The 23,925-nt window shown below is 70.3% G+C and carries 20 protein-coding genes; 14 read left to right on the top strand and 6 right to left on the bottom strand.

The genetic code is table 11. From position 1 onward, the window contains the following. Positions 1-15 precede the first annotated feature (15 nt). Positions 16-738, top strand: a complete 723-nt coding sequence (locus ACFQV6_RS25115; protein ID WP_378030031.1) for an FKBP-type peptidyl-prolyl cis-trans isomerase — start codon at positions 16-18, stop codon at positions 736-738. A gap of 1,012 nt (positions 739-1,750) precedes the next feature. On the opposite strand, the gene ACFQV6_RS25110 is transcribed toward ACFQV6_RS25115, so the two are convergent. Then, entirely contained in the window at positions 1,751-2,830 is a 1,080-nt protein-coding gene (locus tag ACFQV6_RS25110) for a DUF2855 family protein (RefSeq protein WP_378030030.1), read from the bottom strand. Between the two features lie 66 nt (positions 2,831-2,896). Continuing rightward, positions 2,897-4,084, bottom strand: coding sequence for an endonuclease (locus tag ACFQV6_RS25105; protein WP_378030029.1), 1,188 nt, complete (start codon positions 4,082-4,084; stop codon positions 2,897-2,899). Between the two features lie 212 nt (positions 4,085-4,296). On the opposite strand from ACFQV6_RS25105, the gene ACFQV6_RS25100 reads away from it, so the two are divergent. Together ACFQV6_RS25100 and ACFQV6_RS25095 are read left to right on the top strand one after the other, a co-directional pair. After that, complete coding sequence (locus ACFQV6_RS25100; protein WP_378030028.1) at positions 4,297-5,505, top strand: MFS transporter; 1,209 nt, start codon at positions 4,297-4,299, stop codon at positions 5,503-5,505. A 34-nt stretch (positions 5,506-5,539) separates the two neighbouring features. Further along, positions 5,540-6,304: a class I SAM-dependent methyltransferase gene (locus ACFQV6_RS25095; RefSeq protein ID WP_378030027.1), complete on the top strand. Its 765-nt coding sequence runs from the start codon at positions 5,540-5,542 to the stop codon at positions 6,302-6,304. 204 nt (positions 6,305-6,508) lie between these two features. Here the strand turns inward: ACFQV6_RS25095 and ACFQV6_RS25090 are convergent, their stop codons facing one another. Beyond that, positions 6,509-7,348, bottom strand: coding sequence for a patatin-like phospholipase family protein (locus ACFQV6_RS25090; RefSeq protein ID WP_378030026.1), 840 nt, complete (start codon positions 7,346-7,348; stop codon positions 6,509-6,511). Positions 7,349-7,463: 115 nt separating this feature from the next. Between ACFQV6_RS25090 and ACFQV6_RS25085 the strand changes: the two genes are divergently transcribed. The 7 genes from ACFQV6_RS25085 to ACFQV6_RS25055 all read left to right on the top strand — a co-directional run bounded on the left by ACFQV6_RS25085 (position 7,464) and on the right by ACFQV6_RS25055 (position 15,518). After that, positions 7,464-7,646, top strand: a complete 183-nt coding sequence (locus ACFQV6_RS25085; protein WP_378030025.1) for an antitoxin — start codon at positions 7,464-7,466, stop codon at positions 7,644-7,646. A gap of 237 nt (positions 7,647-7,883) precedes the next feature. Further along, on the top strand, positions 7,884-8,087 hold the full coding sequence (locus tag ACFQV6_RS25080; RefSeq protein ID WP_378030024.1) for a cold-shock protein: 204 nt from the start codon (positions 7,884-7,886) through the stop codon (positions 8,085-8,087). 70 nt (positions 8,088-8,157) lie between these two features. Beyond that, on the top strand, positions 8,158-8,358 hold the full coding sequence (locus ACFQV6_RS25075) for a hypothetical protein (RefSeq protein ID WP_378030023.1): 201 nt from the start codon (positions 8,158-8,160) through the stop codon (positions 8,356-8,358). A 96-nt stretch (positions 8,359-8,454) separates the two neighbouring features. Next, positions 8,455-9,594, top strand: a complete 1,140-nt coding sequence (locus tag ACFQV6_RS25070; protein WP_378030022.1) for a cellulose binding domain-containing protein — start codon at positions 8,455-8,457, stop codon at positions 9,592-9,594. 349 nt (positions 9,595-9,943) lie between these two features. Continuing rightward, on the top strand, positions 9,944-10,342 hold the full coding sequence (locus ACFQV6_RS25065) for a response regulator (RefSeq protein WP_378030021.1): 399 nt from the start codon (positions 9,944-9,946) through the stop codon (positions 10,340-10,342). Between the two features lie 47 nt (positions 10,343-10,389). Beyond that, positions 10,390-12,444: an ATP-binding protein gene (locus tag ACFQV6_RS25060; RefSeq protein WP_378030135.1), complete on the top strand. Its 2,055-nt coding sequence runs from the start codon at positions 10,390-10,392 to the stop codon at positions 12,442-12,444. A gap of 14 nt (positions 12,445-12,458) precedes the next feature. Continuing rightward, complete coding sequence (locus tag ACFQV6_RS25055; protein ID WP_378030020.1) at positions 12,459-15,518, top strand: diguanylate cyclase domain-containing protein; 3,060 nt, start codon at positions 12,459-12,461, stop codon at positions 15,516-15,518. Here the strand turns inward: ACFQV6_RS25055 and ACFQV6_RS25050 are convergent. Further along, positions 15,495-16,328, bottom strand: a complete 834-nt coding sequence (locus tag ACFQV6_RS25050) for a formate/nitrite transporter family protein (protein ID WP_378030019.1) — start codon at positions 16,326-16,328, stop codon at positions 15,495-15,497. The two genes, ACFQV6_RS25055 and ACFQV6_RS25050, sit on opposite strands and share 24 nt — an antisense overlap. Before the next feature lie 281 nt (positions 16,329-16,609). Between ACFQV6_RS25050 and ACFQV6_RS25045 the strand changes: the two genes are divergently transcribed. After that, positions 16,610-18,373 (top strand): serine/threonine-protein kinase, encoded by a 1,764-nt coding sequence (locus tag ACFQV6_RS25045; RefSeq protein ID WP_378030018.1) that lies wholly within the window; start codon positions 16,610-16,612, stop codon positions 18,371-18,373. A gap of 104 nt (positions 18,374-18,477) precedes the next feature. Here the strand turns inward: ACFQV6_RS25045 and ACFQV6_RS25040 are convergent, their stop codons facing one another. Both ACFQV6_RS25040 and ACFQV6_RS25035 read right to left on the bottom strand, forming a co-directional pair. Beyond that, entirely contained in the window at positions 18,478-19,155 is a 678-nt protein-coding gene (locus ACFQV6_RS25040) for a response regulator (protein ID WP_378030017.1), read from the bottom strand. Continuing rightward, positions 19,152-20,792, bottom strand: coding sequence for an ATP-binding protein (locus tag ACFQV6_RS25035; protein ID WP_378030016.1), 1,641 nt, complete (start codon positions 20,790-20,792; stop codon positions 19,152-19,154). The genes ACFQV6_RS25040 and ACFQV6_RS25035 overlap by 4 nt, the downstream gene beginning before the upstream one ends. Before the next feature lie 106 nt (positions 20,793-20,898). On the opposite strand from ACFQV6_RS25035, the gene ACFQV6_RS25030 reads away from it, so the two are divergent. From ACFQV6_RS25030 to ACFQV6_RS25020, 3 genes are read left to right on the top strand one after another with little or no spacing between them, the layout of a single operon-like run. Further along, positions 20,899-21,900, top strand: a complete 1,002-nt coding sequence (locus ACFQV6_RS25030) for a Bug family tripartite tricarboxylate transporter substrate binding protein (RefSeq protein ID WP_378030015.1) — start codon at positions 20,899-20,901, stop codon at positions 21,898-21,900. Beyond that, complete coding sequence (locus ACFQV6_RS25025) at positions 21,897-22,418, top strand: tripartite tricarboxylate transporter TctB family protein (protein WP_378030014.1); 522 nt, start codon at positions 21,897-21,899, stop codon at positions 22,416-22,418. The genes ACFQV6_RS25030 and ACFQV6_RS25025 overlap by 4 nt, the downstream gene beginning before the upstream one ends. Then, a complete protein-coding gene (locus ACFQV6_RS25020; RefSeq protein WP_378030013.1) occupies positions 22,415-23,923 on the top strand; it encodes a tripartite tricarboxylate transporter permease in 1,509 nt (502 codons plus the stop codon). The genes ACFQV6_RS25025 and ACFQV6_RS25020 overlap by 4 nt, the downstream gene beginning before the upstream one ends. Positions 23,924-23,925 lie beyond the last annotated feature (2 nt).

The following is a 23,925-nucleotide window of genomic DNA, read 5'->3' as shown; positions in this document are numbered from 1 at the left end:
TCGTATTGTCGGGCGGTGCCCGATCCCACTGTGAGCCGCGGTACTGCGGCTGCCAAACGTACTGCCGCCCGTCCGCCGCTCAGGAATGCCGGCGGACCGCCGCTCAAGACCAAGGCTGAGAAGCGGGCCGAGGCCAAGGCCACCAAGGCGCGAAACCGGGCGATGCAGAAGCGCCGCCAAGCGTTGACCGTGGCCGGCGCCGCGGCGGCCGTACTGGCTCTCGTCGTCGGTCTGATCATCTGGATCAGCACCTCGTCGGCGCCGCAGAGCCCTGCCGCCACGAGCACGAGCGCCGATGCCGTCCCCAGCGCACCCGCGGCCCAGGCCGAGCCGAGCGCGGCGTTCCCGCCGCTTCCGGCGGGCGCCGACCCGGCCCTGAGCAAGAAGCCGGCCGCGACCGCGGGCACCGGCACTGTCACCAAACTCAAGACGACGACGCTCCTGCAGGGCAAGGGCGCGGCGGTCCAATCGGGTCAGACGATCAACGTGAACTACGTCGGCGTAACCTACGCCGACGGCAAGGAGTTCGACTCGTCCTGGAGCCGCTCGGAGCCGTTCAGCTTCCAGATCGGTTCCGGCAACGTCATCCAGGGCTGGGACCAGGGGCTGATCGGGGTCAAGGTGGGCAGCCGCGTCCAACTCGACATCCCGGCCGACCTGGCCTACGGCGAGAATCCCAGCGGCGGCCAACCGGCCGGCACGCTGCGATTCGTCGTGGACGTCCTGTCTGCAGCCTGATCACACCTACCGCGGGCGCGTGGGCCGGATCAGCGTCGGCCCACGCACCTGGCTCACTCCTGGAGGTTCCGGTGCGCGCTCTCTCTTGACGGGGAGCGTCAAGTGTAGCCGGGTCCCATTGTCAAGGCCCTTTCTGGAACCATTCCCCAATCGTTACCGCGATGCGCGGACGGGACATGCCAGAAATGCAGGATGGCATGATCCAATGCTTACCGCTTGAAGCGCGGGTGCGGAAGAATTCTTGGCATGGGGCAGGCGTCGTTCTTCAGTCGGGCAGAGATTGCAGTGATGCGCGACCGGACCGCTTCTCGCAATTATTCTGCCTCACGTGACGCATTTCGTCGTGAGCACGAAAGGCATCGAGCGTGGGGTTTGCGGCAGCGTCATGCCGAGAAGCTTCGACGCATCGCGCAGAGCAGGTCCGGGGTTGTGACGGCGCCCCCTGACACATGTACTCCGGCGTCACCCTCACCACAGGCAGCGCCATTGGCGACGCCGGCAGCACCCGCGCCACCTACGCCACCCACCCCGCCCACCCCGCCTGCGGCACCCGCGCCACCTACGCCACCCGCGCCGCCCACCCCGCCTGCGGCACCGGCGCTACCTACGCCACCCGCGCCGCCCACCCCGGCGGCGGCACCCACGAAGCCGGCACCACCCGTGGCATCCACGCTGCCCGCAGTCCCCGCGGCGGTTTCGGCATCTGTGGCGCCTGTGGCGGGTTCGGTTGCGGGGCGGGCGGCATTCGTGCCACGGCAGGCGCCTCGCGGAGCGCGGTTAGTGGGCGCTGTCGGGATTGGCTTGCTCTGGGCTTTTCTTGAATTCAGGTGGGCGCCGCAGGATTGTGGTCGAGGTTTCAGTCGGCGTTGTCGGATGGGGGCGGGTCCGCGTGGGTCACCGTGTTGTGGCAGAGGTGTAAATAGGCAAGAAGGAGTTGTTGGTTTGCGCTTCGTCCATCGTTTGTGACTTGTCACTTGTCATTTGTCACTTGTCATTTGTCACGTATTACTTGTCACTGTTGGGTCTGGTGGTTGTTCAGTTGGATTATGTGGCCTGCTCGGGGTGGGGTGCGGCCGGCTAGGACCTCGAGCCACGCCTGTTGCAAGGCTTGGGGGCCGGTGCCTGTTCTTACGTCCAGCCATTGGGTGACCGCGGTGGCGAAGCGTTGCCAGGCTGTGGCGAAGCGCTGGTCCAGGCCGTCGCGGCCCCAGTCTAGGCGGCGTTTGCGCATCTGGGTGGGGGCGAAGAAGACCTCGCCGGCGGCTTCGGCGTTGGGGATTTGGGTGGTGAGGCCTACTGCTACGTCGCGGATCAGATGGTCGCCCAGGTGGGTTCGCAGTGTGGCGCGGGTTGTGGGAGAACCGGACAGGTCCAGGTAGGCGGTTGGCTCTTGGGCCAGGGTGGTGATCTGGTCGTAGGAGAGGACTTCGTCGTAGCAGCCCAGGGATTGGGTGAAAGCTACGTTGCCGGGGGAAGTCAGGCCGATCAGGCGAGGGGCGTGGCCGTGCAGTTCGAAGGCGGCGGCGTAGGCGGTTTTGCTCGACGCGGAGGAGAGGATCAGGGAGTGGGCGCCGTAGTAATCGTTGTCGGCTACCTGGTCGGCGAGCATGAACGAGGTGAAGAAGAGGGGGCGGAACAGGACGAGCAGGTCCTCCTGGTCCGGGCGGTAGGCGGGGTCGGCCGTCGTGGACCGGTAGGCGTTGTACGGGGAGGGCAGGTCCGCGCGGTGGGGGCTGGCGTCGCGGAAGCCGGTGGCGTCTACCCGGTCGGGGCGTACCACGAGGTGGCCGGCGGGTGGGAGGTAGCCGTATACGCGCTGGCCGACGGGGACGGTTTCGACGTTGGACTCGGTTACCTCGGCGAAGCCCCACAGTGGCGGGAGTCCCCAGTCGGGGCCGGGGCTGTTCGGGAAGAATTCCCAGTAGCGCATGGCGTCGCCGAGGACGGCGTAGGTCACGTTGTTGGCGGTCAGGCCGACCCGGTCCACCCGCAGGAGCACCTCACCGTCGCCCGGCACGGGGGTGGCCGTGTGGACGACGGTGGTGCGTTGGAGGTTGTCGCGCGCGACGGCGAAGGTCCAGGAATCAGCCATGGACTGACGCTAGGTTCCGCGGCGGGACGACACAATTGCACTGTGAGTGCAAAATCCCACACCCGGTCAGCTGTAGATCGAACTCGCCCACTCCGGGTGGTCGACGAACGGGTTGCGGTTGCGCTGGTAGGTGGCGTAGATGACCTGGTTGCGGTTCCGCTCGGAGGCGTCCGGCGGGTCCTGCCGGTTCCAGTCGAGCAGGGCGGAGAGGCGCCCGAGGTACGGGTTGCCGCCGTTGTTCACCGAGTTGTTGACCTCGAGGTCCGGCCAGGCGTCGTCGCCCTCGTAACGGACGTCCATGTAGAGGATCATGCGGGCCACGTCGCCCTTGACCGCGTCGCGGGGCTCCCAGGAGTCGGCGTCGGTGTAGTTGCCGGCCGCTCCGGAGACGGCGCTGCCGCCGTCGTCGAAGTCCTTGTTGCCGCGCAGGGCGTTGATCGTGACGTCTTCGGGGCGGAGGTGGTGCAGGTCGGTGCCGGGGCCGGCGCTGGTGCCGAAATCGCCGTGCGACTGGGCCCAGACGTGCTCGCGGTTCCAGTTGCCGCTGTTGCCGCCGTTCAGGGACTTGGACCGGCTGATCCCGGAGTAGAGCAACTTCACGTTCGCCGAGTTGGCCGGGTCCTGGTCGGTGACCTTGAGGGCGTTCCAGACGGCGTCGTAGGACAGCGTGGTCACGCCGCGGGAGACGATCCCGTGCAGTGCGGTCTTCAGCGCCGAACCGGTCTTACCGGTCGCGGCGGCATAGTAGGCGTCCGTACCGCCGGACGACGTCGGACCCGCGGTGGGGCTGGTGGTGGGGCTCGTGGTGCCGGTCGCGCCGGCGGTCATCGCGGTCGGCGATTTGAGGCCGGGATGCGAGAAGTAGGCGGTGAGCGTTCCGGTCACGGTGAGCGCCTTACCGACCAGCGACGGGTTGCTCAGCAGGCCGAAGGACGACCGGTACGAGCTGGTGATCTGCACGTACAGCATCCTGGCGGTGCTGGTCTCGGTCCGGCTGTCGGCGATCGCCAGCGCGGTGTCGCCGGTGAACCCGCTGAACCGGACCGTGTTGGTCGCGGTGGGCTCGCCGACGACATAGCCGAGGACGGTGCCGGTGCCGCTCTGGCTGCTGATCGCCTGCGCCACAGTGAGGGTCGCCGCGGCTGCGGCCGGCGTTACCGGCGCCTGGAGGACGGTGAGGGTCGCGGCCAGCAGGCCGGCGAGGGCGGGCATCGCGAGTGCGACGGCACGCCGGTGACGTATCGGACCGGACATGTAGGGCTCCGCTCGCAGGCCGGCTATATAGACAGGCTTCAGTGTGGGCGAAGGGGTCCCTGCCGAGTTCATACCACTTCGGTCATACGTGGCGCTCGCGCTCGGCCGGTTCGAGCGGCACCGGCCAGGCGCCCCGTACCCATGCATTGGTCTTGTGCGGATCCTGACTGCGCGCCGCCAAGGCCGCGGCAGATCTCCCGGGGGCGCCACGGATGAGTGTGACCGCAGTAGCAACGGCATCCGAGGGACGGGTTCTGGCCCGCTATCTGGCGGCCGCGACCGGCGCCCGGCTCGCCGACGAGGGCGCCCGGGTGTCGATCGTGTTGCTGGCACTCGAGCGTACGGGAGACGCCGCTCTCGGCGGCCTGCTCGTAGCCGCGCTGATGGTCCCGCACGTGGTCGTCGGGCCGCTCGCGGGCGCCGCCGCGGACGCCGCCCGCCGCCGCAAGCCGCTGTACGTGATCGCCTTCCTGACCTATGCCGTGGCGATGGCCGGCTCCGCGGCTCTGATCGGCCGTAACACCCTCGCCGCGACCGCCACCCTGATCCTCGCCGGATGTCTGGCGCCGTTGCTGCTCGGCGGCCTGAGCAGCCTGCTGAGCGAACTGGTTCCGAACACCCTGTCGCGCGCCCTGGCCATGGACGCGACCACCTACGGCATCGCCGGCATCACCGGCCCGGCGCTGGCCGCGCTGGTTGCCGGAGTCGCCGGGCCGGCCTGGTCGATGGTCGCGCTCGGCGGTTTCGTCGTCGTCGGCGCCGCCCTTTTCCTCACGCTGCCGGTGCCCGCGGCCGAGCGACGGGAGCGCAGGCCGTGGCGGGTGGCGCTGTTCGGCGGGCTGACCGCGATGGTGCGGCGGCGCCGGCTCGGAGCCGTCACGGTGGCCTCCGGGCTGAGCCAGATCGGCTTCGGGGCGCTGCCGCTGGCGGCGGCGCTGGTCGCGGCCGACAAGGATCAGCCGGCCCTGACCGGTCTGATTCTGTCGATCACCGCAGCCGGCGGGGTGGCGGGTTCGCTGCTCTGCACCCGGCTGGAGATCGTTCACCGCCGGCCGGAGGCGGTGCTGGTGGTCTGCTCGGCGGCGATGACGGTGCCGTTCCTGCTGACCTCGCTCCTGCCGGGCATGTGGGTGCTGGCTGTCCTGTTCGCGCTGGCCGGGCTGTTCGCCTCGCCGGTGACGGTAGCGCTGTTCGCCGTACGCAACCGGGAGGCGCCGCCGGAGGCCCGGACGCAGGTGTTCACGCTCGGCGCGGGGATCAAGGTGACGGCTGCGGCGGCCGGTGCGGCGGCCAGCGGGCTTGCGGCGCCACACGGTGCCGCAGTGCTGTTGATCGCCATCGGCGCGTGTCAGCTGCTCAGCGCGACGGTGGGTGCTCTGCTGCTGCGAGGCGCGCGGGACATCAGGCAACAAGTTGGTTGACTCGGACCCTCGGGTGCGGGTTTAGCGTCGACGCATGATCAAGACAGCCGGCGGCGACTTCGACTACGAGACCAAGGGCCATGGGTACGCAGTTCAGCGCCGCCCGGATTCCCGGATAGCCGCAATGATCCACAATGCGCTGGGTGACGCCCGGACCGTCCTCAACGTCGGGGCCGGTGCCGGCTCCTACGAGCCCGCGGACCGCTACGTGGTGGCCGTCGAACCCTCCGCCCGGATGCGCGCCCAGCGACCCGCCACCGCGGTACCCGCCCTGGACGCCACCGCCGAGCACCTGCCGTTCGACGATGACGCCTTCGACGCGGTGATGGCGACCGTGACCGTGCACCAGTGGTCGGACACCGCCCGGGGCCTCGCCGAACTGCGCCGGGTCGCCCGTGGCCCGGTGGTGGTGCTGACGTTCGACGGTGACGCCCTCGACCGGCTCTGGCTCGCCGAGTACGTACCCGAGCTGATCGCCGCCGAACGCCGCCGGTTCCCGCCGATCGCCGGCATCGCGGCCGCGATCGGATCGGACACCGAGATCGTCGAGGTGCCGATCGCGATCGACTGCGTCGACGGCTTCACCGAGGCCTACTACGCCCGCCCCGAGCGGTTCCTCGACCCGCGGGTCCGGGCTGCCCAGTCCGCCTGGGGTTTCGTCGACGACGACGCCGCCACCCGGGCCGTCGACCGGCTGCGCGCCGACCTCGACTCCGGCGCCTGGGATGCCCGCTACGGTCACCTCCGCACCCAGCCGGAATTCCTCGGCTCGCTGCGCCTGATCGTGGGCCGCCCCTGACCCGGGGTCGCGAGTCACCCCTGAGCCCCAGCCGGACCACTCGGCTGGCCGTGAGCGGTGCCTTTCGGGCCACAAGGCACCGCTGAGCGCCAGCCGGTCTGCCCGGCTGGCCGTGAGCGGTGCCTTTTGCGCCGCGAGGCACCGCTGAGCGCCAGCCGGACCACCGGCTGGGCGTGAGCGGTGGAGGGCTTCGAGTGCGGCGTTCTAGTTCCAGATCGCTCGGAGCCGCTCCGCCTCGGTCGCGGCTTGCGCCCGCCCCGCCTCGGCTGCCGGCCGGCGTCGCGCCGGATCGAGCGGATTGCGGCCGATGGCAGCGCGTGCCGCAGCATCCGGCGACACCACAGCGCTGCGCACCCCGGGCCCGAGCGCCGCGGCCTGAGCCGCCGGCCGACCGGAGGGCCGCACCGACTGCGTGACCGGAGCGAGCACCACGACCTGACCGTTGCCGGCGGCCAGATCGGCGTTCGCGACCGAACGGATACCGCCGTCGATGTGCCGCACCCCGTTGATCGTCACCGGCGGCCAGGTCAGCGGCACCGCACAGCTGGCGGCGACCGCGTCGATCAGTGAGACACCGCTGTCGGCGTCGAAAACGCGTACCTCGCCGGTCTCGGCCTCGACCGCCGTGATCAGCAGGCGGGTCGCCGGCCAGGAGCCGTCGCCGATCCGGGCGGCGATCACCGCGCGCCGTTCCGCCTCCGGCATCGTGCGGGCCCGCACTGCCTGACGTCCCAGCCAGGCGCGGCCCTTCGCCGGATCGCCCGGCCAGGCACCGGCGATCACGAACTTCAGCAGGCCGCCGGCGGTCATCCGGGCGGTCACCTCCCGGCCGGCACCGGCCAGCTGCGCTTCGAAAAGATCTTTCAGGGGTACGCCGGACAGCACCTGGGCAGCAACCGAGGACCCGGCCGACGTGCCGACGAACAGCCCGGCCTCGGTGAGATCGACTCCGTGTTCGGCCAGGCCGTGCAGTAGTCCGATCTCCCAGGCGACACCGGTGACGCCACCGCCACCCAGCACCAGAGCCTTGCCTTCAACACCCATGCACCGGATCCAAACATCCCGCCGCCCGGATCACCAGAGGCCTTTTCACCGTGCGCGGAGGTTTACCGGCCGCCATCCCGGAAATCCGCACAGTCGACGACGGGAGAAACAAATCATGGGTTTCATGGACAAGGCCAAGGACTTCGCCGACGACCACGACAAGCAGGTCGACCAGGGCCTGGAGAAGGCCGGCGACGAGGCCGACAAGCGCACCGGTAGCAAGCACTCCGATCAGATCGACAAGGGTGTCGACCAGGCGCAGGCCCGCACCGGCGGCGGCGACACCGTCCCGAACTAGCTCCGTCGCGGCCGGCGTGCAGGGCGACGTTTCCCGTGCGCGCCGGCCACGGACAGCTGTGCTACGGTGATCTCGTTGCAGTTTTGATTTCCGTGGACGTTTTCGGCGCCTGATGGTTCTCTGAAACCCATCAAGGCGCTTTTTTCGTTTGTCGTGTCGGTTCGACGCGGGTCATCAACGCGGCGGCGTGAGGGAAACGCACAGTGCGGATCTCTGTCAGCCTGCGAGGGAGCAGACATGGCTACTGGTACCGTGAAATGGTTCAACGGCGAAAAGGGCTTCGGCTTCATCAGCCAGGACGGCGGCGGCGCCGACGTTTTCGCCCACTACTCCAACATCGCCTCGAGTGGTTTCCGTAACCTCGAGGAGAACCAGCAGGTCGAGTTCGACATCGCCCAGGGACCCAAGGGCCTGCAGGCGGAGAACATCCGCCCCATCTGATCCACGCGCTTTGCCACGGCGGCCCGACTGGTTTCAGCGGGCCGTCTTTTCATTTTCAGGAAGGCATCACTTGATCACCAACCCGCACGCGGCACCCGCGGCCGGCGACGAGTTCGGACCGCTGCGGTTCTGGCGGCTGAGCACTCCGGCGCCCGCGACCCTGTTCCTCGCGCCCCCGATCACCGAGGAGAGCTCCTCGGCTCCCTCATCGGACTGTGGCGAGGTCGCGATGCACCGGCTGCGCCACCCGTTCACCATTGCGGCGGTCTGACACCAGCCCCCTTCTTCTCATGGCTGTCTATATGCGGTAGCCTCCCTTGGGAGCGCTCCCACATCCCCCTGGGTTCCCGGCCCCGAGGAGCTTTCCATGAGACGTGTCCTCCGTTCCCTGATCGCCGCCGCTCTCTTCGCCGTCGCGGGTTTCACCGCGTTCGCCGTCGCCGGCCCGGCCCGAGCCGACACCCTGATCTGCGAGCCGTTCGGCGCCACCACCATCGGCGGCCGCTACGTCGCGATGAACAACCGGTGGGGCGGCAGCGCCGAGCAGTGCATCAACGTCACGAACACCGGTTTCACCATCACCAGCCAGCAGAGCGTCGGCAACACCAGCGGCGCCCCCGTGTCGTACCCGGCCGTCTACTACGGCTGCCACTACACGAGGTGTTCGCCCGGCACCAACCTGCCGATCCGCGTGAGCTCGATCAGCAGTGCCACCAGCAGCGTCAGCTACTCGTACGTGGCGGGTGCCACCTACAACGCGTCGTTCGACATCTGGCTCGACCCCTCACCGCGCACCGACGGGGTCAACGCGCAGGAGATCATGATCTGGTTCAACCGGCAGGGCTCGATCCAGCCGATCGGCTCCGCGGTGGGCACCGCCACGATCGGCGGGCGCACCTGGGAGGTGTGGCGCGGCAGCAACGGCGCCAACGCGGTGATCTCCTATGTGGCCCCGTCACCGATCTCCAGCTGGAGCTTCAGCGTCCTGGACTTCGTCAACGACGTGAAGAACCGCGGCGCGATCACCGACTCCTGGTATCTCACCAGCATCCAGGCCGGGTTCGAGCCGTGGATCGGCGGCGCCGGCCTCGCGCTGAACAGCTTCAGCGCGACGGTCAACGGCGGCGGCACCACCACGACACCGCCCACCTCTCCGTCGAACCCGCCGTCGAACCCGCCGGCCGGTACCGCCTCCTGCCGCGTCAGCTACGCGACCAACGTCTGGAGCAGCGGGTTCACCGCCAACGTCACGGTGGCCAACACCGGCACCGCGGCGATCAACGGCTGGAACCTCGGGTTCACGCTGCCCTCCGGCCAATCGGTGACCAACTCCTGGGGCGCCACCCTGACCGGTACGTCCGGAGCCGTCACCGCCCGCAACGTCGCCTACAACGGCAGCGTCGCGGCCGGCAGCAGCGCCACCTTCGGGTTCCAGGGCACCTACAGCGGCAGCTTCACCGCACCGTCCACATTCACGTTGAACGGGGCCACCTGCACCCGGGGGTGAGCCCGGGAGTCAGCGGCGAGGGCACCGAGAGGTGCCCTCGCCGCCGCACGGGCACATCGGCGTACATCGTCGGCGCGTTTCCGGGTAACCGGGCCCCATGCGTATGGGAAACACTGAAGTCCGGTTTCTCGGGGGCTCGGCCGGCTGCCTGATCATGCTGCTCGTGTCGGTGCTTCTCTCGGTCGTGGGCACCGTCGTCCTGAACCTGCTTCTGTGACCCGATCGGGAACGCACCAAGTTCTGTGACCCGATCGGTGGAACTCACCGAGCCGAACGGCCTACCCGCCAGGGGTGAGGGCCGCTGACCAATAGCGTCCCTCGCGAAGCTGACGAGGGAAGTGGTGAGCCGGTGGCACTGATCGTGGCGGTCGAGGACCAGGTCGACATCCGGGACATCCTGGTGCGGGTCCTGAAACGCGCCGGGCACACCGTGGTCGAAGCGGCCGACGGGGCAGCGGGGCTGCAAGCCGTCCGGAAGCACCAGCCCGACCTGGTGATCAGCGACATCGACATGCCGGTCATGTCCGGGGTCGAGATGTCGCAGGCGATCCGCCGGGATCCGGAGTCCGGGAAGCTGCCGGTGATCTTCGTGAGCGGCAGCCTGACTCCCGGTGACCCGCGCCCCGTTCAGGGCCAGGTCACCGCGGTGCTGCTCAAGCCGTTCACGCCGAAGGAGTTGCTCGCCTGCGTGGAGAAGGTGCTGGCGGGCGAGTACGGCGACGGGCGGGAACCGGCGGCTTGCCCGTAACCCCCTGAGGTGCGCGCCCGCCGGGCTAGTCTGGTGCGGTGGCCGATATGTCCGGCACGGTCGATTATCAGGCTTTGTTCCGTGGTGCACCGACCGCTTTCGTGGTCCTCGACCCGGAACTGGTGATCGTCGAGGCGAACGACGCCTACCTGGCGGCCACCATGCGTGCCCGCCAGGAACTCGTGGGCAAGCCGGTCTTCGCCGCCTTCCCCGACAATCCGGACGACCCGCGCGCAAGCGGTGTGCGGATGTGGAACGCCTCGCTGCGCCGGGTCCTCCACGACCGGGTCACCGACGTGATGGAGATCCAGAGGTACGACATCCCCCAGCCGGGCGGCGGCTTCGACGTGCGCTACTGGGCACCGGTCAACGCGCCGGTCTTCGGCCCGGACGGGACGCTGTGCTGGATCGTGCACCGCAGCGAGGACGTCACCTCGTATGTGCGCGCCCGCGAGGCCGGCACCGAGACCGAGCAGCTCGCCAGCGAACTGCGCCTGCGTACGAAGCAGATGGAGGCGGAACTCTTCGCCCGGCGCCGGCTGCAACGGCGCAAGGAGACATTGCAGGCGGTCGTCGACAGCCTGGAGGCCGCCGTCGTCGGCAGCGACGAGGACGGGCGGCCGGTCGTGTTCAACGACGTGGCACGCGAGCTGATCGGCCCGCACATCGAGGAGATGACGGCGGCCGAGTGGGGGTCACGGCTGCACCTGCACCATGCTGACGGCCGTCCGATCGGCGAGGATCTGCCGCTGCTGCGTGCCCTGCGCGGGGAACGTGTCCGCGACGCCGAGGTCGTCCGGCGTGTTCCGGGGCGGCCGCAACGGATCTACCGGGTCAACGGCCGTCCCGTCTCCGGTCAGCACGGCATGGCGGCAGTGGTGGCCATCCACGACATCACCGCGCACCGCCGGGCGGCCGGCTTCCAGGAGTGCGAGCTGGCAATCGCCCGGCTGATCGCCGACTCGCTGCCCGGCGATGAGTTCCTCGGCACCGCGGGCGCGTTGATCGGCTCTCTGATCGGATGGGAGGCCGTCGAGTTCTGGCGCTACGACGACGACGCCCGGATGCTGCGCCGCGTCAGTCGCTGGGCGGATCCCGTCCGTGACCTGGCCGACCCGGCCCCCGCCGCCGGGCTGCCGGAACGTGCCTGCCGCGACAGGCAGCCGGTCTGGGTGCCGGACCTGCGGGCCGACGACGCCTGCCGCGACGGCGACTGGGGGCCGCTGCACACCGCTCTGGCGGTTCCGGTGCCGAGCGGCCCGCACGTGCTCGGGGTACTGGTCTGCTACAGCGAGACGATCGAGATGCCCGAGGACGTGCGCAACGAGATCGTCACTGGGATCGCGCCCCAGCTGGGCGAGTTCCTCGTGCGCCGCCGCGCCGAGGCGCTGTCCGCCGAGCTCGACCGCGCCCACGACCAGTATCTGGCCCTCGTCGGCCATGAGCTGCGCACACCGCTGACGAGCATCCAGTCGTACACCGACCTGCTGCTCGACGAGGCCGGCCTGACCGAGGACCAGTGCCACATGCTCGCGGCCATCCAGCGCAACGCGGCGGGCCTGCGCGCGGTCATCGCCAAGCTCCTCGACGTGGCGAGCATGCGGGCCGGGCACCTCGACGTGCGCCGTCAGCCGATGGATCTGGTGCCGGTGGTGCGCACCGCCGCGGACGCCGCGCGCGACAGCGACGGTGCGCACCGGATCGATGTTCACGCTCCGGACAGCGCGATGATCGAGGGCGACCCGCACCGGCTGCGGCAGGTCGCTGACGAACTGCTCGCCAACGCGCTGGCATGGGCCGCCGACGGTTCGGTCGTGGACGTCCGGCTGGGCACCGACGACAGCGACACGCTCCTGACGGTGTCGAACACCGGCCCGCGGATCCGCGCCGACGAACGCGACCGGCTGTTCGACCTGTTCTTCCGCGGGGACGACGCCCGTCACCGGGGCATCCCCGGAACTGGCCTGGGACTCACCCTGGCTCGGGCGATCGTCGATCAGCACGCCGGCACCATCACCGTCGACGAGCCGGGCGAGGTCACCACCTTCACCGTCCGGGTACCCACCGAACGGCGGCAGCGGCCCGCGCAGAGGGTGTCGTGAGCTTTCGCGCGTCGGTGGCACGAACCCTTCTGTTCACCGCCCTGTACCTGGTCGCGACGTATGCGGGCCGGTTGACGGTGATGGACCAGACCAACCTGAGCCTGGTCTGGCCCGCGGCGGGTGTGTCCGCCGTGTGGTTCCTGCTCCAGTACACCTCGCCGTGGCGGGCACTGGACGTCGTCGCGCTGACCGCCGTGACCGTCGCCGTCAACATGGTGACCGGCACGCCCGCCCTTCTCGCGGGCTGGTTCGTGGTGGCCAACGTGGCGCAGGCGTGGATGTTCGCCCACCTGTTCCGGCGCTGGATGCCGCAGCTGTGGGGTGCGGGCGGTGACCAGCCCCTGGGCCGGATCAACGAGCTGTGGCACCTGGTCGCGGCGGCGTTCCTGAGCACCGCCGGTGGCGCGCTGATCGGCCCGACCGGCGTGTGGGCGGTGAGCGGCACCTACTCGTGGCAGGCCACCGCGGTGTGGCTGACCCGCAACACGGTGAGCATCCTGCTGATCGGCGTCGCCGGGATCCGCATCGGGCACCTCCTCAGCCTGCGCCCGACCGGCCGGCTGTGGCGGGCGCCGTCGGACGGCCGCGCCTTCGAGTACGTCGCTGTGGTGGTGCTGTCCGCGGCCGCCTACACCGCCGTGTTCCGGCTCAACGAGTCGCTGCCGCTGGCGTTCACGGTGATCGGCATGACCATCTGGGCCGGCTCGCGGCTGCACACCGTCTTCGTCGTCGTACACGATCTGGTCTTCGGCTCGGTCGCGGTGCTCTTCACGCTCAACGGCAACGGCGTGTTCGCGCAGATCCACTCCCATGCCGCGAGGGCTCTGGTGGCACAGGTGTTCGTGGGCATGATCGCCGTGGTCGGGCTGGCTCTCGCCCTGGGCCGTGACGAACGGATCAACCTGTTCCGCGAGTTGCGCGCCGCGCAGCAGGCCACCGCACGGCAGAACGCGATGATGGGCGCCATCGTCGATTCGATGAGCGAGGGTCTCACCGTGATCGACGAGCAGGGCCGGTTCCTGTTGCGCAATCCGGCCGTACGGGATCTGCTCGGTGGTGTGGTGAGCTCGACCGACCGGATGGCGCAACCCGATCACTACGGCCTGCTCCACCCCGACGGTTCGCCGCTGCTTCCCGGCGAGATGCCCTACCGTCAGGCTTTCGCCGGCACCGACGTGCGGAACATGGATGTGCTCGTCCGCAACCCGGGCCTGCCGGAGGGCCGCATCCTGAGCGTCAGCTCCACGCTGCTTCCGGCCGGCCTGGACGGCCCGCGGTGCGCGGTCACCGTCTTCCACGACGTCACCGCCGAGCGCCGGCACCGCGACGAACTGGCCGCGTTCGCCGGAGTGGTCGCCCACGACCTGCTCAACCCGCTGGCCACGATCCAGGGGTGGACCGAGTCCCTGACCGAGACGTTCGAGGGCGGCTCGTCACACCCGGACGCGGCCGATGCAGCCGCGGGGCTGGTGCGGATCCGGCGGGCCGCCACCCGCATGAACGATCTGATCAACGACCTGCTGGCGTACACCACCGCCCGTGACGCCGCGGTCCACCCCACCATGATCGACCTCAACGAGACGGCCGGCGACATCGCGATCGCCCGGATCGATCAGGCGCAGAGCGCCGGCAAGCCGGTGCCGGTCTTCCACATCGGCGACCTGCAGCCGGTGCACGCCGATCCCGTGCTGGTCCGGCAGCTGCTGGACAACCTGGTCAGCAACGCCGTCAAGTACACAGCGGCCGGGGTCGTCCCCGAGCTGCGGATCAGCACCGAACCCGCCGGCGGGCTGGTCTCGGTGATCATCGACGACAACGGCATCGGTATCCCGCCCGGCCAGCAGTCCGGCATCTTCGACAACTTCCACCGCGCGCACCCCGGCGCCGGCTACACCGGAACCGGCCTCGGCCTGGGCATCTGCAAACGCATCGTGGAGCGCCACGGCGGAAGCATCACCGCCACCGCCAACCCGAACGGTACGGGCTCCCGGTTCACCTTCACCCTGCCCGCCGACGCCACAGCGGTCCTGTCCGTGGTGGAACAGCCATCGCCATCGCCATCGCCATCGCCGCCGCCACTGCCACCGTCACCGCCGTCGCAGGTTCCGCTGCCTCCGGCGGCGGCGTTCGAATACACCGCCCAGCTCGTCCTGAACCATCTGCACGAGCAGATACCCCTGGCCTTCTGGGCCGTGACCCGCGTCGAGAACGGCAGGCAGACCTACCTCTATCTCGACGCCGACAACGGCTACGGCCTCCGGCAGGGCGAGAGTCACGCCTGGGAGGACAGCTTCTGCGTGCACATGGCGGCCGGAAACGCACCGGCCGTCGCCGGTGACGCCCAGGCGGTGCCGGTCTACGCCGCGGCCGCGATCAACACCGTCATCCCCATCGGCACCTACGCCGGAGCTGCCATCACCGAACCCGACGGCTCGCTGTTCGGCGCCATCTGCGGCCTCGACCCGCAGGCACACGCCGGTGACCCGCGGGTGGCTGACGCCGAGCCGCTGCTCGTCCTGCTCGGCAGGGTCCTCACCACGGCCCTGGCAGCCGACCGCGCCCAGGACCGCTTCACCAACGCGCTGCTGATGGAACAGCTCAACGCCGACACCGACGAGCTCACCGGCCTGCCGAACCGGCGCGGCTGGCAACGCGCCGTCGACCGCGCGCAGGCGGCCTACCAGCGCCTCGCCGATCCCACAGTGATGGCGGTTCTCGACCTCGACGGGCTCAAGGCCGTCAACGACACGCTCGGTCGTGCCGCCGGCGACGCGTACCTGTGCGCCGCGGCCGACGCCGTGCGGGGCGCGCTGCGCGACTCCGACATCGTCGCCCGCCTCGGCGGCGACGAGTTCGGGCTGCTGCTGACCGACTGCGATCAGGTCGACGCCGAGGCGATCATCGCGCGGCTGCACGCCCACCTCGACGCCGCGGGGGTCTCGGCCTCCGTCGGCTGGGTCTGCGCCGACCCGCAGCACGGTGTGATCGGCGCCCTGGCCGAGGCCGACGCCAGGATGTACCGGGTGAAGGAACAGCGGCACGCCGGGGCGTCACCCGGCTCGTTCAACCACTGACCGCTCGTCCCGCAGGTACAGATACCAGTACGTGGTGGCGACGAACACGACAGCGCCGACGAGGTTGCCGGCGAACGCCAGGACCCAGTTGCGCAGCGTGTCGTCCCAGCCGATACCCGGAACCCCGGCGAAGATCGCCGCGGGCAGGAAGAACATGTTGGCGATCAGGTGGTCGAAACCCATCGCCACGAACGCCATGATGGGGAAGAAGATGCCGAGGATCTTGCCGGAGACGGCGTCCGAGGCCAGCGCGATCCACACCGCGAGGCACACCAGCCAGTTGCAGCCGACCGCGCGCAGGAAGATCTGCCAGTTGCTCTCGTGCAGGCCCTTCGCCTCGGCGATCACCGCGAGCCGTTCGTAGGCGAGCGCACCCGGGGTGCCCGCCTCGCTGCCGACGTCGCCGACGACGCCGGTCTGCACCGCGAAGAAGAACGCGACGAACACGGCACCGGCCAGGTTGCCGATCAGCACCAGCAGAAAGTTACGCAGGACGTCGCCCCAGGAGATCCGGCCGCCCATCGCGCTGATCGGCACCAGCAGCATGTTGCCGGTGAGCAGGTGGGACCCGGCGATCAGGACGAGCACCAGGCCCAGCGTGAACGCCGCCCCGGTGAACAGCGTCGGCAGGCTGCCCCAGATCTCCGGGTCGAGCCCGGCCGACACGGTGATGGCGACCAGCCCGCCGAAGGCGATGTACGCGCCGGCGAGGAACGATCCCACGAGCGTCTTGTCCCAGCGCAGCTGGGTCTTCTTCGCCCCGGCCGCCACGGCGGCCCGGGCGATCTCCGGCGGCTCCTTGGCGGCCATCGCGGTCTCCTGTCTCGGCTCGGCCGTGCCGATGTCGATACCCGCCTCTCGGCTCGGCCCTGCGATGTCGATACCCGCCGATGGACCGCCTACGCCGGATGGCACCACGGGGCCGGATGCGGGCAGTAACGAGCCGGATGCCGCAGGGTGACGCGTTCCCGACAAGCCTGACGGTTCCTGGCAGATCGGGCGCTCGGACGTTGCCATCGGCGCCGGGTGCCGTGACGATCAGCGTCGCTTCGATCCCCGTCGTCTCGGCGAAGAAAGGACACGGCGAACACGTGCAGCCACCCCTATCCCTCAACGGCTCCGTACCCGGTCTTGAGCAGCCCGGCACCGTCGATCTCAGCGGCCGCTGCGTCGGCAGCTCGTACATCCTGGTCTGCCCGGTGGGGCAGGGCGCCACCGGAACGGTGTGGCGTGGCATCAACCGGTCCACCGGCGAGCAGGTCGCCGTCAAGCTGCTGCACGAGGGCCTGCTGCGGCAACCCAAGCTGGTCACCCGCTTCGTGCAGGAGCGGACCATCCTGATGATGGTGCGGCACGAGCACATCGTGGGCGTACGGGACCTGTTCAGCGTCGGCGAGTCCATCGGCCTGGTCATGGACTTCGTGGCCGGCGGCAGCCTGCGGGAACGGCTCCGCGCGGCCGGCACGCTGCCCGCCGCCGAGGTCTCCCGGCTCCTGGCGCAGGTCGCGTCGGCGCTGGCCGAGACCCACGCGCTCGGCGTGGTGCACCGCGACGTCAAACCGGACAACATCCTGCTGAGCGGGGCCGGCGACGACGCGGAGGTACGCCTGACCGACTTCGGCATCGCCCGGGTCCTCGACGCGGCCGGTCTCACCACCCCGCACGCGATCATCGGTACGCCGCACTACATGGCGCCCGAGACGGTCAGCGGGGGTGACGCGGCGCCCTCGGCCGACGTCTACGCGCTCGGCATCACGCTCTACGAGCTGGTCTGCGGCCACACGCCGTACGTCGGTGAGCCGTTCGCGGTGCTGCAGGGCCATCTCAACAATCCCGCGCCGCGACCGGCCGGGATGCCCGACGAGGTGTGGACGGTCATCGAGGAGTGCCTCGACAAGGACCCGCAGCGGCGGCCGACGGCCGCTGACCTGCACGACACGCTGCGCGAACTGGCCCGCCGGACGGCCGGCGTCCCGGCCCTTCCGGCACCGTCGGACTCCGTGGTGACCGAGCCGCAGGGGCTGCTCGCGGAGATTCCGAAGCCGGCGCATCCGTCGGTCGTACGCTCAGCCCGCAAGCCGCACCGCAACGGTCCCCGCAGCTGGCTCTGGGGCCGGCACGGTTTTGTGGTGGCCCTGCTGGCCGGCTCGCTCGCCGCCACCGCGGGTGGTTACGGCGCCTGGCAGCTGCGCGACGCCGAGACGGCACCCTCGACCGCCACCACGCAGCCGCAGCTCGGCGAGGGTACGGTCGCCGCCCCCGTCCTCCAGCCGGCACCGTCGGCGGCCGGCTCGCTGTCCGCCCCGCCGGTCACGGCCGCCGGCATCGGCAGTGGCTCCGGCGGCATCCCGCCGCTGCCGCCGCCGGCCGGCCGATCCGCCGCCTCGACCGGCGTCGAGGCCGGAGTGACGCCCCGGCCGACCCGGGCGGGTGTCACCGCCGGACCGGTCGGCGTCGGTGCCACCGTGGGACCCGGCGGTGCCGGCGGCTCGGTGGAGTTCAGCGCCTGGAAGTGCGGCGAGCAGTACACCTGGGACCTCGGCCACCCGCTGCTGGCCCGGCCCTGTCACGCCCTCGGTCCCCGGATCCGGGTGATGGGCCAGATGGAGGCGCCGCCAGGCATCCAGGCCGACATCTCCCTGACCGTGCGCGACGCCGACTCCGACGAGATCGTCGCCGGGCCACACAACTGCGACGGCCTGATGTTCACCGATTTCAGCCTCCGGCACAGCTGCGGCCCGGTCGAGCTGCAGGCACCGCGCGGGCAGCGCTACGTCGTCGTCGAGACCTGGACCTACACCGGCCGGCCGCTGCTACCCGGCGGGACGGTACGGGGCCCCGAGTTCGACTGGTGAACCGCTAGGGCGTGGTTCACCAGGGGGTCGGAGCGAGGCGAGGTCCAGGTGTCGTCTGGCCGCTGGGCCTCTCCGCAGCCCGGCCATCCCTTGTGAACCACGCCCTAGGCCGTGACCCACCGGTAGCGGTGCTCCGGGCGGCCGGGGACCGCGTACCGCAGGCTGACCTCGGCCTGGCCGGTGTCGCGCAGGTGCTCCAGGTAGCGGCGGGCGCTGACCCGGGAGATCCCGATCCGGTCCGCGCACTCCGCCGCCGACATGGTCTCCGCAGCCGCGCGCAGGGCCTGTTCGACGAGGCGGGCCGTCTCAGCGCTCAGGCCCTTGGGCAGGACGGCAGCCGCGCTGGGCGCCGCCGCCCGGGCGAGGACCCGGTCGACGTCGGCCTGGTTGCGGACCTCGGCGGCGTCCAGGCCGCTGCGGCGTCCCGCGTACTGCTCCAGGCGCCGCCGCAGGTCGTCGACGCCGAACGGTTTCAGCAGGTAGTTGACGACGCCCTGCCGCACCGCGCCGCGGACCGCGTCGGCCTCCTTGGCGGCGGTGATGACCAGGATGTCGCAGTCGTGCCCGGCGGTGCGCAGCCGCGCGATCACGTCGAGCCCGAACATGTCGGGCAGGTAGAGGTCGAGCAGCAGCAGGCCGGGGGCCAGGTCACGGGTCAGGTCGAGGGCCTCCTGGCCGGTGTGCGCGGTGCCGACGACCCGGAAGCCGGGCACCTGCTCGACGAAACCGCGATGGATCCGGGACACCATGAAGTCGTCGTCCACCACCAGCACGTCGATCATGACGGTACCTTTCGGACGGTGGCGGCGGCCGGCTGCGGCACGGACCGGCCCACGGTGAGGCGGGCGGTGAACACGGCGCCGTCGGCGGTGTTCGACACAGCGACCTCGCCACCGTGACGTTTGCAGACCAGCCGGGTCAGCGCCAGCCCGATGCCGCGCTCACCACCCTGGGCCGCCTTGGTGGTGAAGCCGTGGGAGAACACCTCCTGCGCGAGGTCCGGCGCGACACCCGGCCCGGAGTCGCGGACCACGATCTCCACGGCCGTGGTGTCCTGCCGCAGCTCCACCTCCACCCACGGCTCGCGGCCGGGGACGGTGGCCGCCGCGGCATCGACCGCGTTGTCGACGAGGTTGCCGACCACCGTGGCGATGTCCGCCGAGTCCACCGACGCCAGGCGGTCCAGATGGGTACGCCCGGAGATGCGCAGCCGCACCCGGCGCTCGGCGGCCTGCGCCGACTTCGCCATAAGCAACGCCGCCACGGCCGTGTCGTGCACCCGGCTGGTCAGGGTCAGGTCGAGGGACTCGCGGTGCCGGGCGAGCGCGTCGACGTAACCGACGACCTCGTCGTACTCCCGGATCTGAATAAGACCGGAGATGGTGTGCAGCTGGTTCGCGAACTCGTGCGCCTGCGCCCGCAGCAGCTCCGTCGAACTGCGGAACGAGCCCATCTCGCGCTCCAGCTGCGCCAGCTCGGTACGGTCGCGCAGGGTGGTGACCGATCCGAACCGGCGGCCGTCCTTGGTGACCGTCATCCGGTTCATCACCAGGACCCGGCCACGGCGCACCACCACCTCGTCGCGGTCGCCGCCGGTCAGCACATCTCGCAGCCGGCCCTCGTCGACGCCCAGCTCGGCCAGGCTCCGCCCGACACAGTCCTCAGGCAGGTCGAGCAGCGTGCGGCCGACCGCGTTCACCAGGGTGACGCGGTCCTGCGGATCGAGCGCGATGACACCCTCGGCGATGCCGTAGAGCATCGCCTCACGGTGCTCGGCCAGCCCGGCGATCTCCCGCGGCTCCAGCCCGAACGTCTGCCGCTTGATCCGGCGCGCCAGCAGCCACGAGCCGAGCAGCCCGACCAGGCTGGCGACGCCGAGATAGATGACCAGGTTGCCGGAGGCGTTACGGGCGCGCTGCCAGATCGTCGGCGACAGCTCACCGATCATCACGGTGCCGAGCCGCCGGCCGAGGTCGCCGGGTTCGGCGCTCAGGACCGGCACCTGGGCGACGAGTTCCCGCGCGCCGTCGACCGCCAGCTCGCCGGACCAGCCGCGGCCCTCGGCCACGCCGGGGTCGCCGAGCGGCAGTCCGGAACGGATCAGCGTCGGGTTGGTCGAGCTGATCACGACGCCGCGGGCGTCGGCGACGGTCACCGAGGTGACACCCGATTGGGTACGGGTGGTCTGCACCAGCGGTGCCAAGGCCTCCCCCGGAGCGGGCTGCCCCAACTGCGCGCGCACCAGCGGATTGTCGGCGAGCTGCTCGGCCAGCGCGGCCACCCGCCGCCCCTCGACCCGGCTGAACGTCGCGGCGGACTGCGCCAGCGACAGGGCCGCGACCGCCACCAGCACGATCACGATGATCGTTACCTGGAGCGCGAGGAGCTGGCCGGCCAGCGTGGTCCGTCGGGTGGTCACGACCACAATGAACTCAACCTCCATTGGTGTCATAACGCAGACCCGGCACCCGCCGGAGGGCCACCATCATCGCGCCGGACAACGAGGAAACGAAAGAGAAACCGCGATGAAATCTCTGACCAGGGCACTCCTCGGCGTGGCAGCCGCCACGTCGCTACTGGGGGCGAGCGCGTGCGGCGCCACCGCGGACGACAACAGCGGCACCGCCGGCGGCGGGCCCGTCGCTGACCTGCGCCTGATGGTGCCGAACAGCCCGGGTGGCGGCTACGACACCACCGCCCGCAGCATCGCCAAGATCATGGAGGACGACCGGATCGCCTCCGGGGTCGAGGTGTTCAACCTCTCCGGTGCCGGCGGCACTGTCGGCCTCCAGCGCATGGTCAACGAGAAGGGCAACGGCAAACTCGCCATGCAGATGGGGCTCGGCGTGGTCGGTGCCTCCTACACCCAGAAGTCACCGGCGAAGCTGACCCAGACGACTCCGCTCGCCAAGGTGATCGAGGAGCCCGGCGCGATCGTCGTACCGAAGGAATCGCCGTATCAGACGATCGGCGACCTCGTCACCGCCTGGAAAGCCGACCCGAAGAAGGTCGCCGTAGGCGGCGGATCCTCCCCCGGCGGCCCGGACCACCTGCTGCCCATGCAACTCGCCAAGACCGTCGGCATCGACCCCCGGCAGGTCAACTTCGTCTCGTACGACGGTGGCGGCGAACTGCTGCCGGCCGTGCTCGGCGGCAAGATCGCCTTCGGGGCGAGCGGGGTCGGCGAGTTCCTGGACCAGGTCGAGGCCGGACAGGTACGGGTCCTCGCGGTCACCAGCGAGCAGCGCATCGCGGCAGTCACCGAGGTGCCGACGCTCAAGGAGTCCGGCATCGACCTGATCTTCACCAACTGGCGCGGCATCGTCGCACCGCCGGAGATCCCCGCCGCCGACCGGCAGACCTGGATCGACGTGCTCACCAAGATGCACGCCACCGAGGCCTGGAAGGCCGAGCTGACCAAGCACGGCTGGACCGACGCGTTCGTCACCGGCGAGCAGTTCGGCACGTTCCTCACCGAGCAGGACAAGGCCGTCGCCGACATCCTCACCGGTCTCGGCCTGACGTGACCGAGCCGGCCCCCGCACCGGCGCCGGTCGCGGACCGCGCCGACCGCGCCCAGTACGGCATGTGCGCCTTCCTCGCCGTACTGGGCCTCCTGGTCATCGCCGACGCCCTGGGCACCGGACAGGCCACCAGCAGCAACGACCCGATCGGCCCGCGGCCGGTGCCGATCCTGCTCGGCGCCCTGCTGCTGATCGTCGCCGCGGTCTACGCCGCCGACGTGGCCCGCGGCGGCCGCGGTGAGCCGGAAGGCGGCGAGGACGTCGACCCGACCTCGCCGATCGACTGGCGCACCGTGCTGCTGGTGTCCGCCGCGTTCGCGGTGAACGCCCTGCTCATCGAACCGCTCGGCTGGGTGATCAGCGGATCGCTGCTGTTCTGGTCGGCCGCCTTCGCGCTCGGCGCCCGCCGCCACCTGCTCACCGCCGCCGTGGCGGTGGCTCTGGCTCTGATCACCTTCTACGGGTTCGCGATCGGGCTCGGTGTGAGCCTGCCCGCCGGAGTACTGCAAGGAATCCTGTGATCGACGACCTGACCCAGCTGCTCGACGGGCTCGCCGCCGTCCTGACGCCGATGAACCTGCTCCTCGCCCTCATCGGCGTCACGGTCGGCACCGCCGTGGGGGTGCTGCCCGGCATCGGCTCGGCGATGACCGTCGCGCTCCTGCTCCCGCTCACCTACGGCCTGGAACCCGTCCAGGCGTTCATCATGTTCGCCGGCATCTTCTACGGCGGCATGTACGGCGGCTCCACCACCTCGATCCTGCTCAACACACCCGGCGAATCGTCGTCGGTGGTGACCGCGATCGAGGGCAACAAGATGGCCCGGGCCGGACGGGCCGCGCAGGCCCTGGCCACCGCCGCCATCGGCTCGTTCGTCGCCGGCCTGATCGGCACCACGCTTCTGGTGCTCATCACCCCGTTGATGGTGGCGTTCGCCATCGACCTCGGCGCCCCCGACTACCTGGCCATCATGGTGCTCGGCTTCATCGCGGTCAGCGCGGTGCTCGGCCCGTCCCGGGTCCGCGGGTTCGCCGCCCTGCTGCTCGGCCTGGTCATCGGGCTGATCGGCATCGACAAGGTGACCGGCCAGCAGCGGCTCACCCTGGACCTCCCCCAGCTGGCCGACGGCATCGACGTGATCGTGGTGGCGGTCGGCATCTTCGCCGTCGGCGAGACCCTGTGGGTGGCCGCCCATCTGCGCCGGCGCAGCACCGAGGTGATCCCTGTCGGTCAGCCGTGGCTCGGGCGTGAGGATTGGCGCCGCTCCTGGAAGCCGTGGCTGCGCGGTACCGCCCTGGGCTTTCCGTTCGGTGTCATGCCGGCCGGTGGGGCGGAGATACCGACCTTCCTGTCGTACACGCTGGAGAAGAAGCTCAGCCGCCGTCCGGAGGAGTTCGGCAAGGGTGCCATCGAAGGGGTGGCAGGGCCGGAGGCGGCCAACAACGCGTCGGCGGCGGGAACTCTCGTACCCATGCTGGCTCTTGGTCTTCCCACCAACGCGACGGCGGCGGTGATGCTGGCGGCGTTCCAGACCTACGGGATCCAGCCCGGGCCGCTGCTGCTGGAACGCGAGTCGGCCCTGGTCTGGACGCTGATCGCCAGCCTGTTCGTCGGGAACCTGATGCTGCTGGTGCTCAACCTGCCGCTGGCGCCGGTCTGGGCCAAGCTGCTGCGCATCCCCCGGCCCTATCTGTACGCGGGGATCGTGTTCTTCGCCTCGATGGGCGCCTACGCCGTGAACGCCCAGCCCTTCGACCTGTTCCTGCTGCTCACCCTCGGTCTGCTCGGCTTCGCGATGCGCCGGTTCGGCCTGCCCGTGCTGCCGCTCATCGTCGGCGTGATCCTCGGGCCGATCGCCGAACGCCAGGCGCGGATGGCGCTCCAGCTCTCCGGTGGGGAACTGTCCGGGCTGCTGGGGGGTGCTCTGTCGTACCTGATCTATGCCGTTGTCGTGCTCATCCTGGTCTGGCCCCTGCTGCGGCGCGTCCTGCCTCGCGGCGCGCGCTCGGAGCACACAGTGGGTTAGAC

Origin of the sequence: Actinoplanes sp. GCM10030250, assembly GCF_042666575.1 — a bacterium.
Classification (GTDB): domain Bacteria; phylum Actinomycetota; class Actinomycetes; order Mycobacteriales; family Micromonosporaceae; genus Actinoplanes.
Note: the sequence above shows the minus strand (reverse complement) of the source record. Positions and strands in the feature narration are given on the sequence as shown.

What these genes read in the sequence shown, in the direction of transcription:
- ACFQV6_RS25110 (WP_378030030.1), bottom strand. Translation starts at nt 2,830, where the DNA reads ATGGCTGATTCCTGGACCTTCGCCGTCGCGCGCGACAACCTCCAACGC.
- ACFQV6_RS25070 (WP_378030022.1), top strand. Translation starts at nt 8,455, where the DNA reads ATGAGACGTGTCCTCCGTTCCCTGATCGCCGCCGCTCTCTTCGCCGTC.
- ACFQV6_RS25090 (WP_378030026.1), bottom strand. Translation starts at nt 7,348, where the DNA reads ATGGGTGTTGAAGGCAAGGCTCTGGTGCTGGGTGGCGGTGGCGTCACC.
- ACFQV6_RS25085 (WP_378030025.1), top strand. Translation starts at nt 7,464, where the DNA reads ATGGGTTTCATGGACAAGGCCAAGGACTTCGCCGACGACCACGACAAG.
- ACFQV6_RS25080 (WP_378030024.1), top strand. Translation starts at nt 7,884, where the DNA reads ATGGCTACTGGTACCGTGAAATGGTTCAACGGCGAAAAGGGCTTCGGC.
- ACFQV6_RS25040 (WP_378030017.1), bottom strand. Translation starts at nt 19,155, where the DNA reads ATGATCGACGTGCTGGTGGTGGACGACGACTTCATGGTGTCCCGGATC.
- ACFQV6_RS25095 (WP_378030027.1), top strand. Translation starts at nt 5,540, where the DNA reads ATGATCAAGACAGCCGGCGGCGACTTCGACTACGAGACCAAGGGCCAT.
- ACFQV6_RS25060 (WP_378030135.1), top strand. Translation starts at nt 10,390, where the DNA reads ATGTCCGGCACGGTCGATTATCAGGCTTTGTTCCGTGGTGCACCGACC.
- ACFQV6_RS25100 (WP_378030028.1), top strand. Translation starts at nt 4,297, where the DNA reads ATGAGTGTGACCGCAGTAGCAACGGCATCCGAGGGACGGGTTCTGGCC.
- ACFQV6_RS25030 (WP_378030015.1), top strand. Translation starts at nt 20,899, where the DNA reads ATGAAATCTCTGACCAGGGCACTCCTCGGCGTGGCAGCCGCCACGTCG.
- ACFQV6_RS25050 (WP_378030019.1), bottom strand. Translation starts at nt 16,328, where the DNA reads ATGGCCGCCAAGGAGCCGCCGGAGATCGCCCGGGCCGCCGTGGCGGCC.
- ACFQV6_RS25105 (WP_378030029.1), bottom strand. Translation starts at nt 4,084, where the DNA reads ATGTCCGGTCCGATACGTCACCGGCGTGCCGTCGCACTCGCGATGCCC.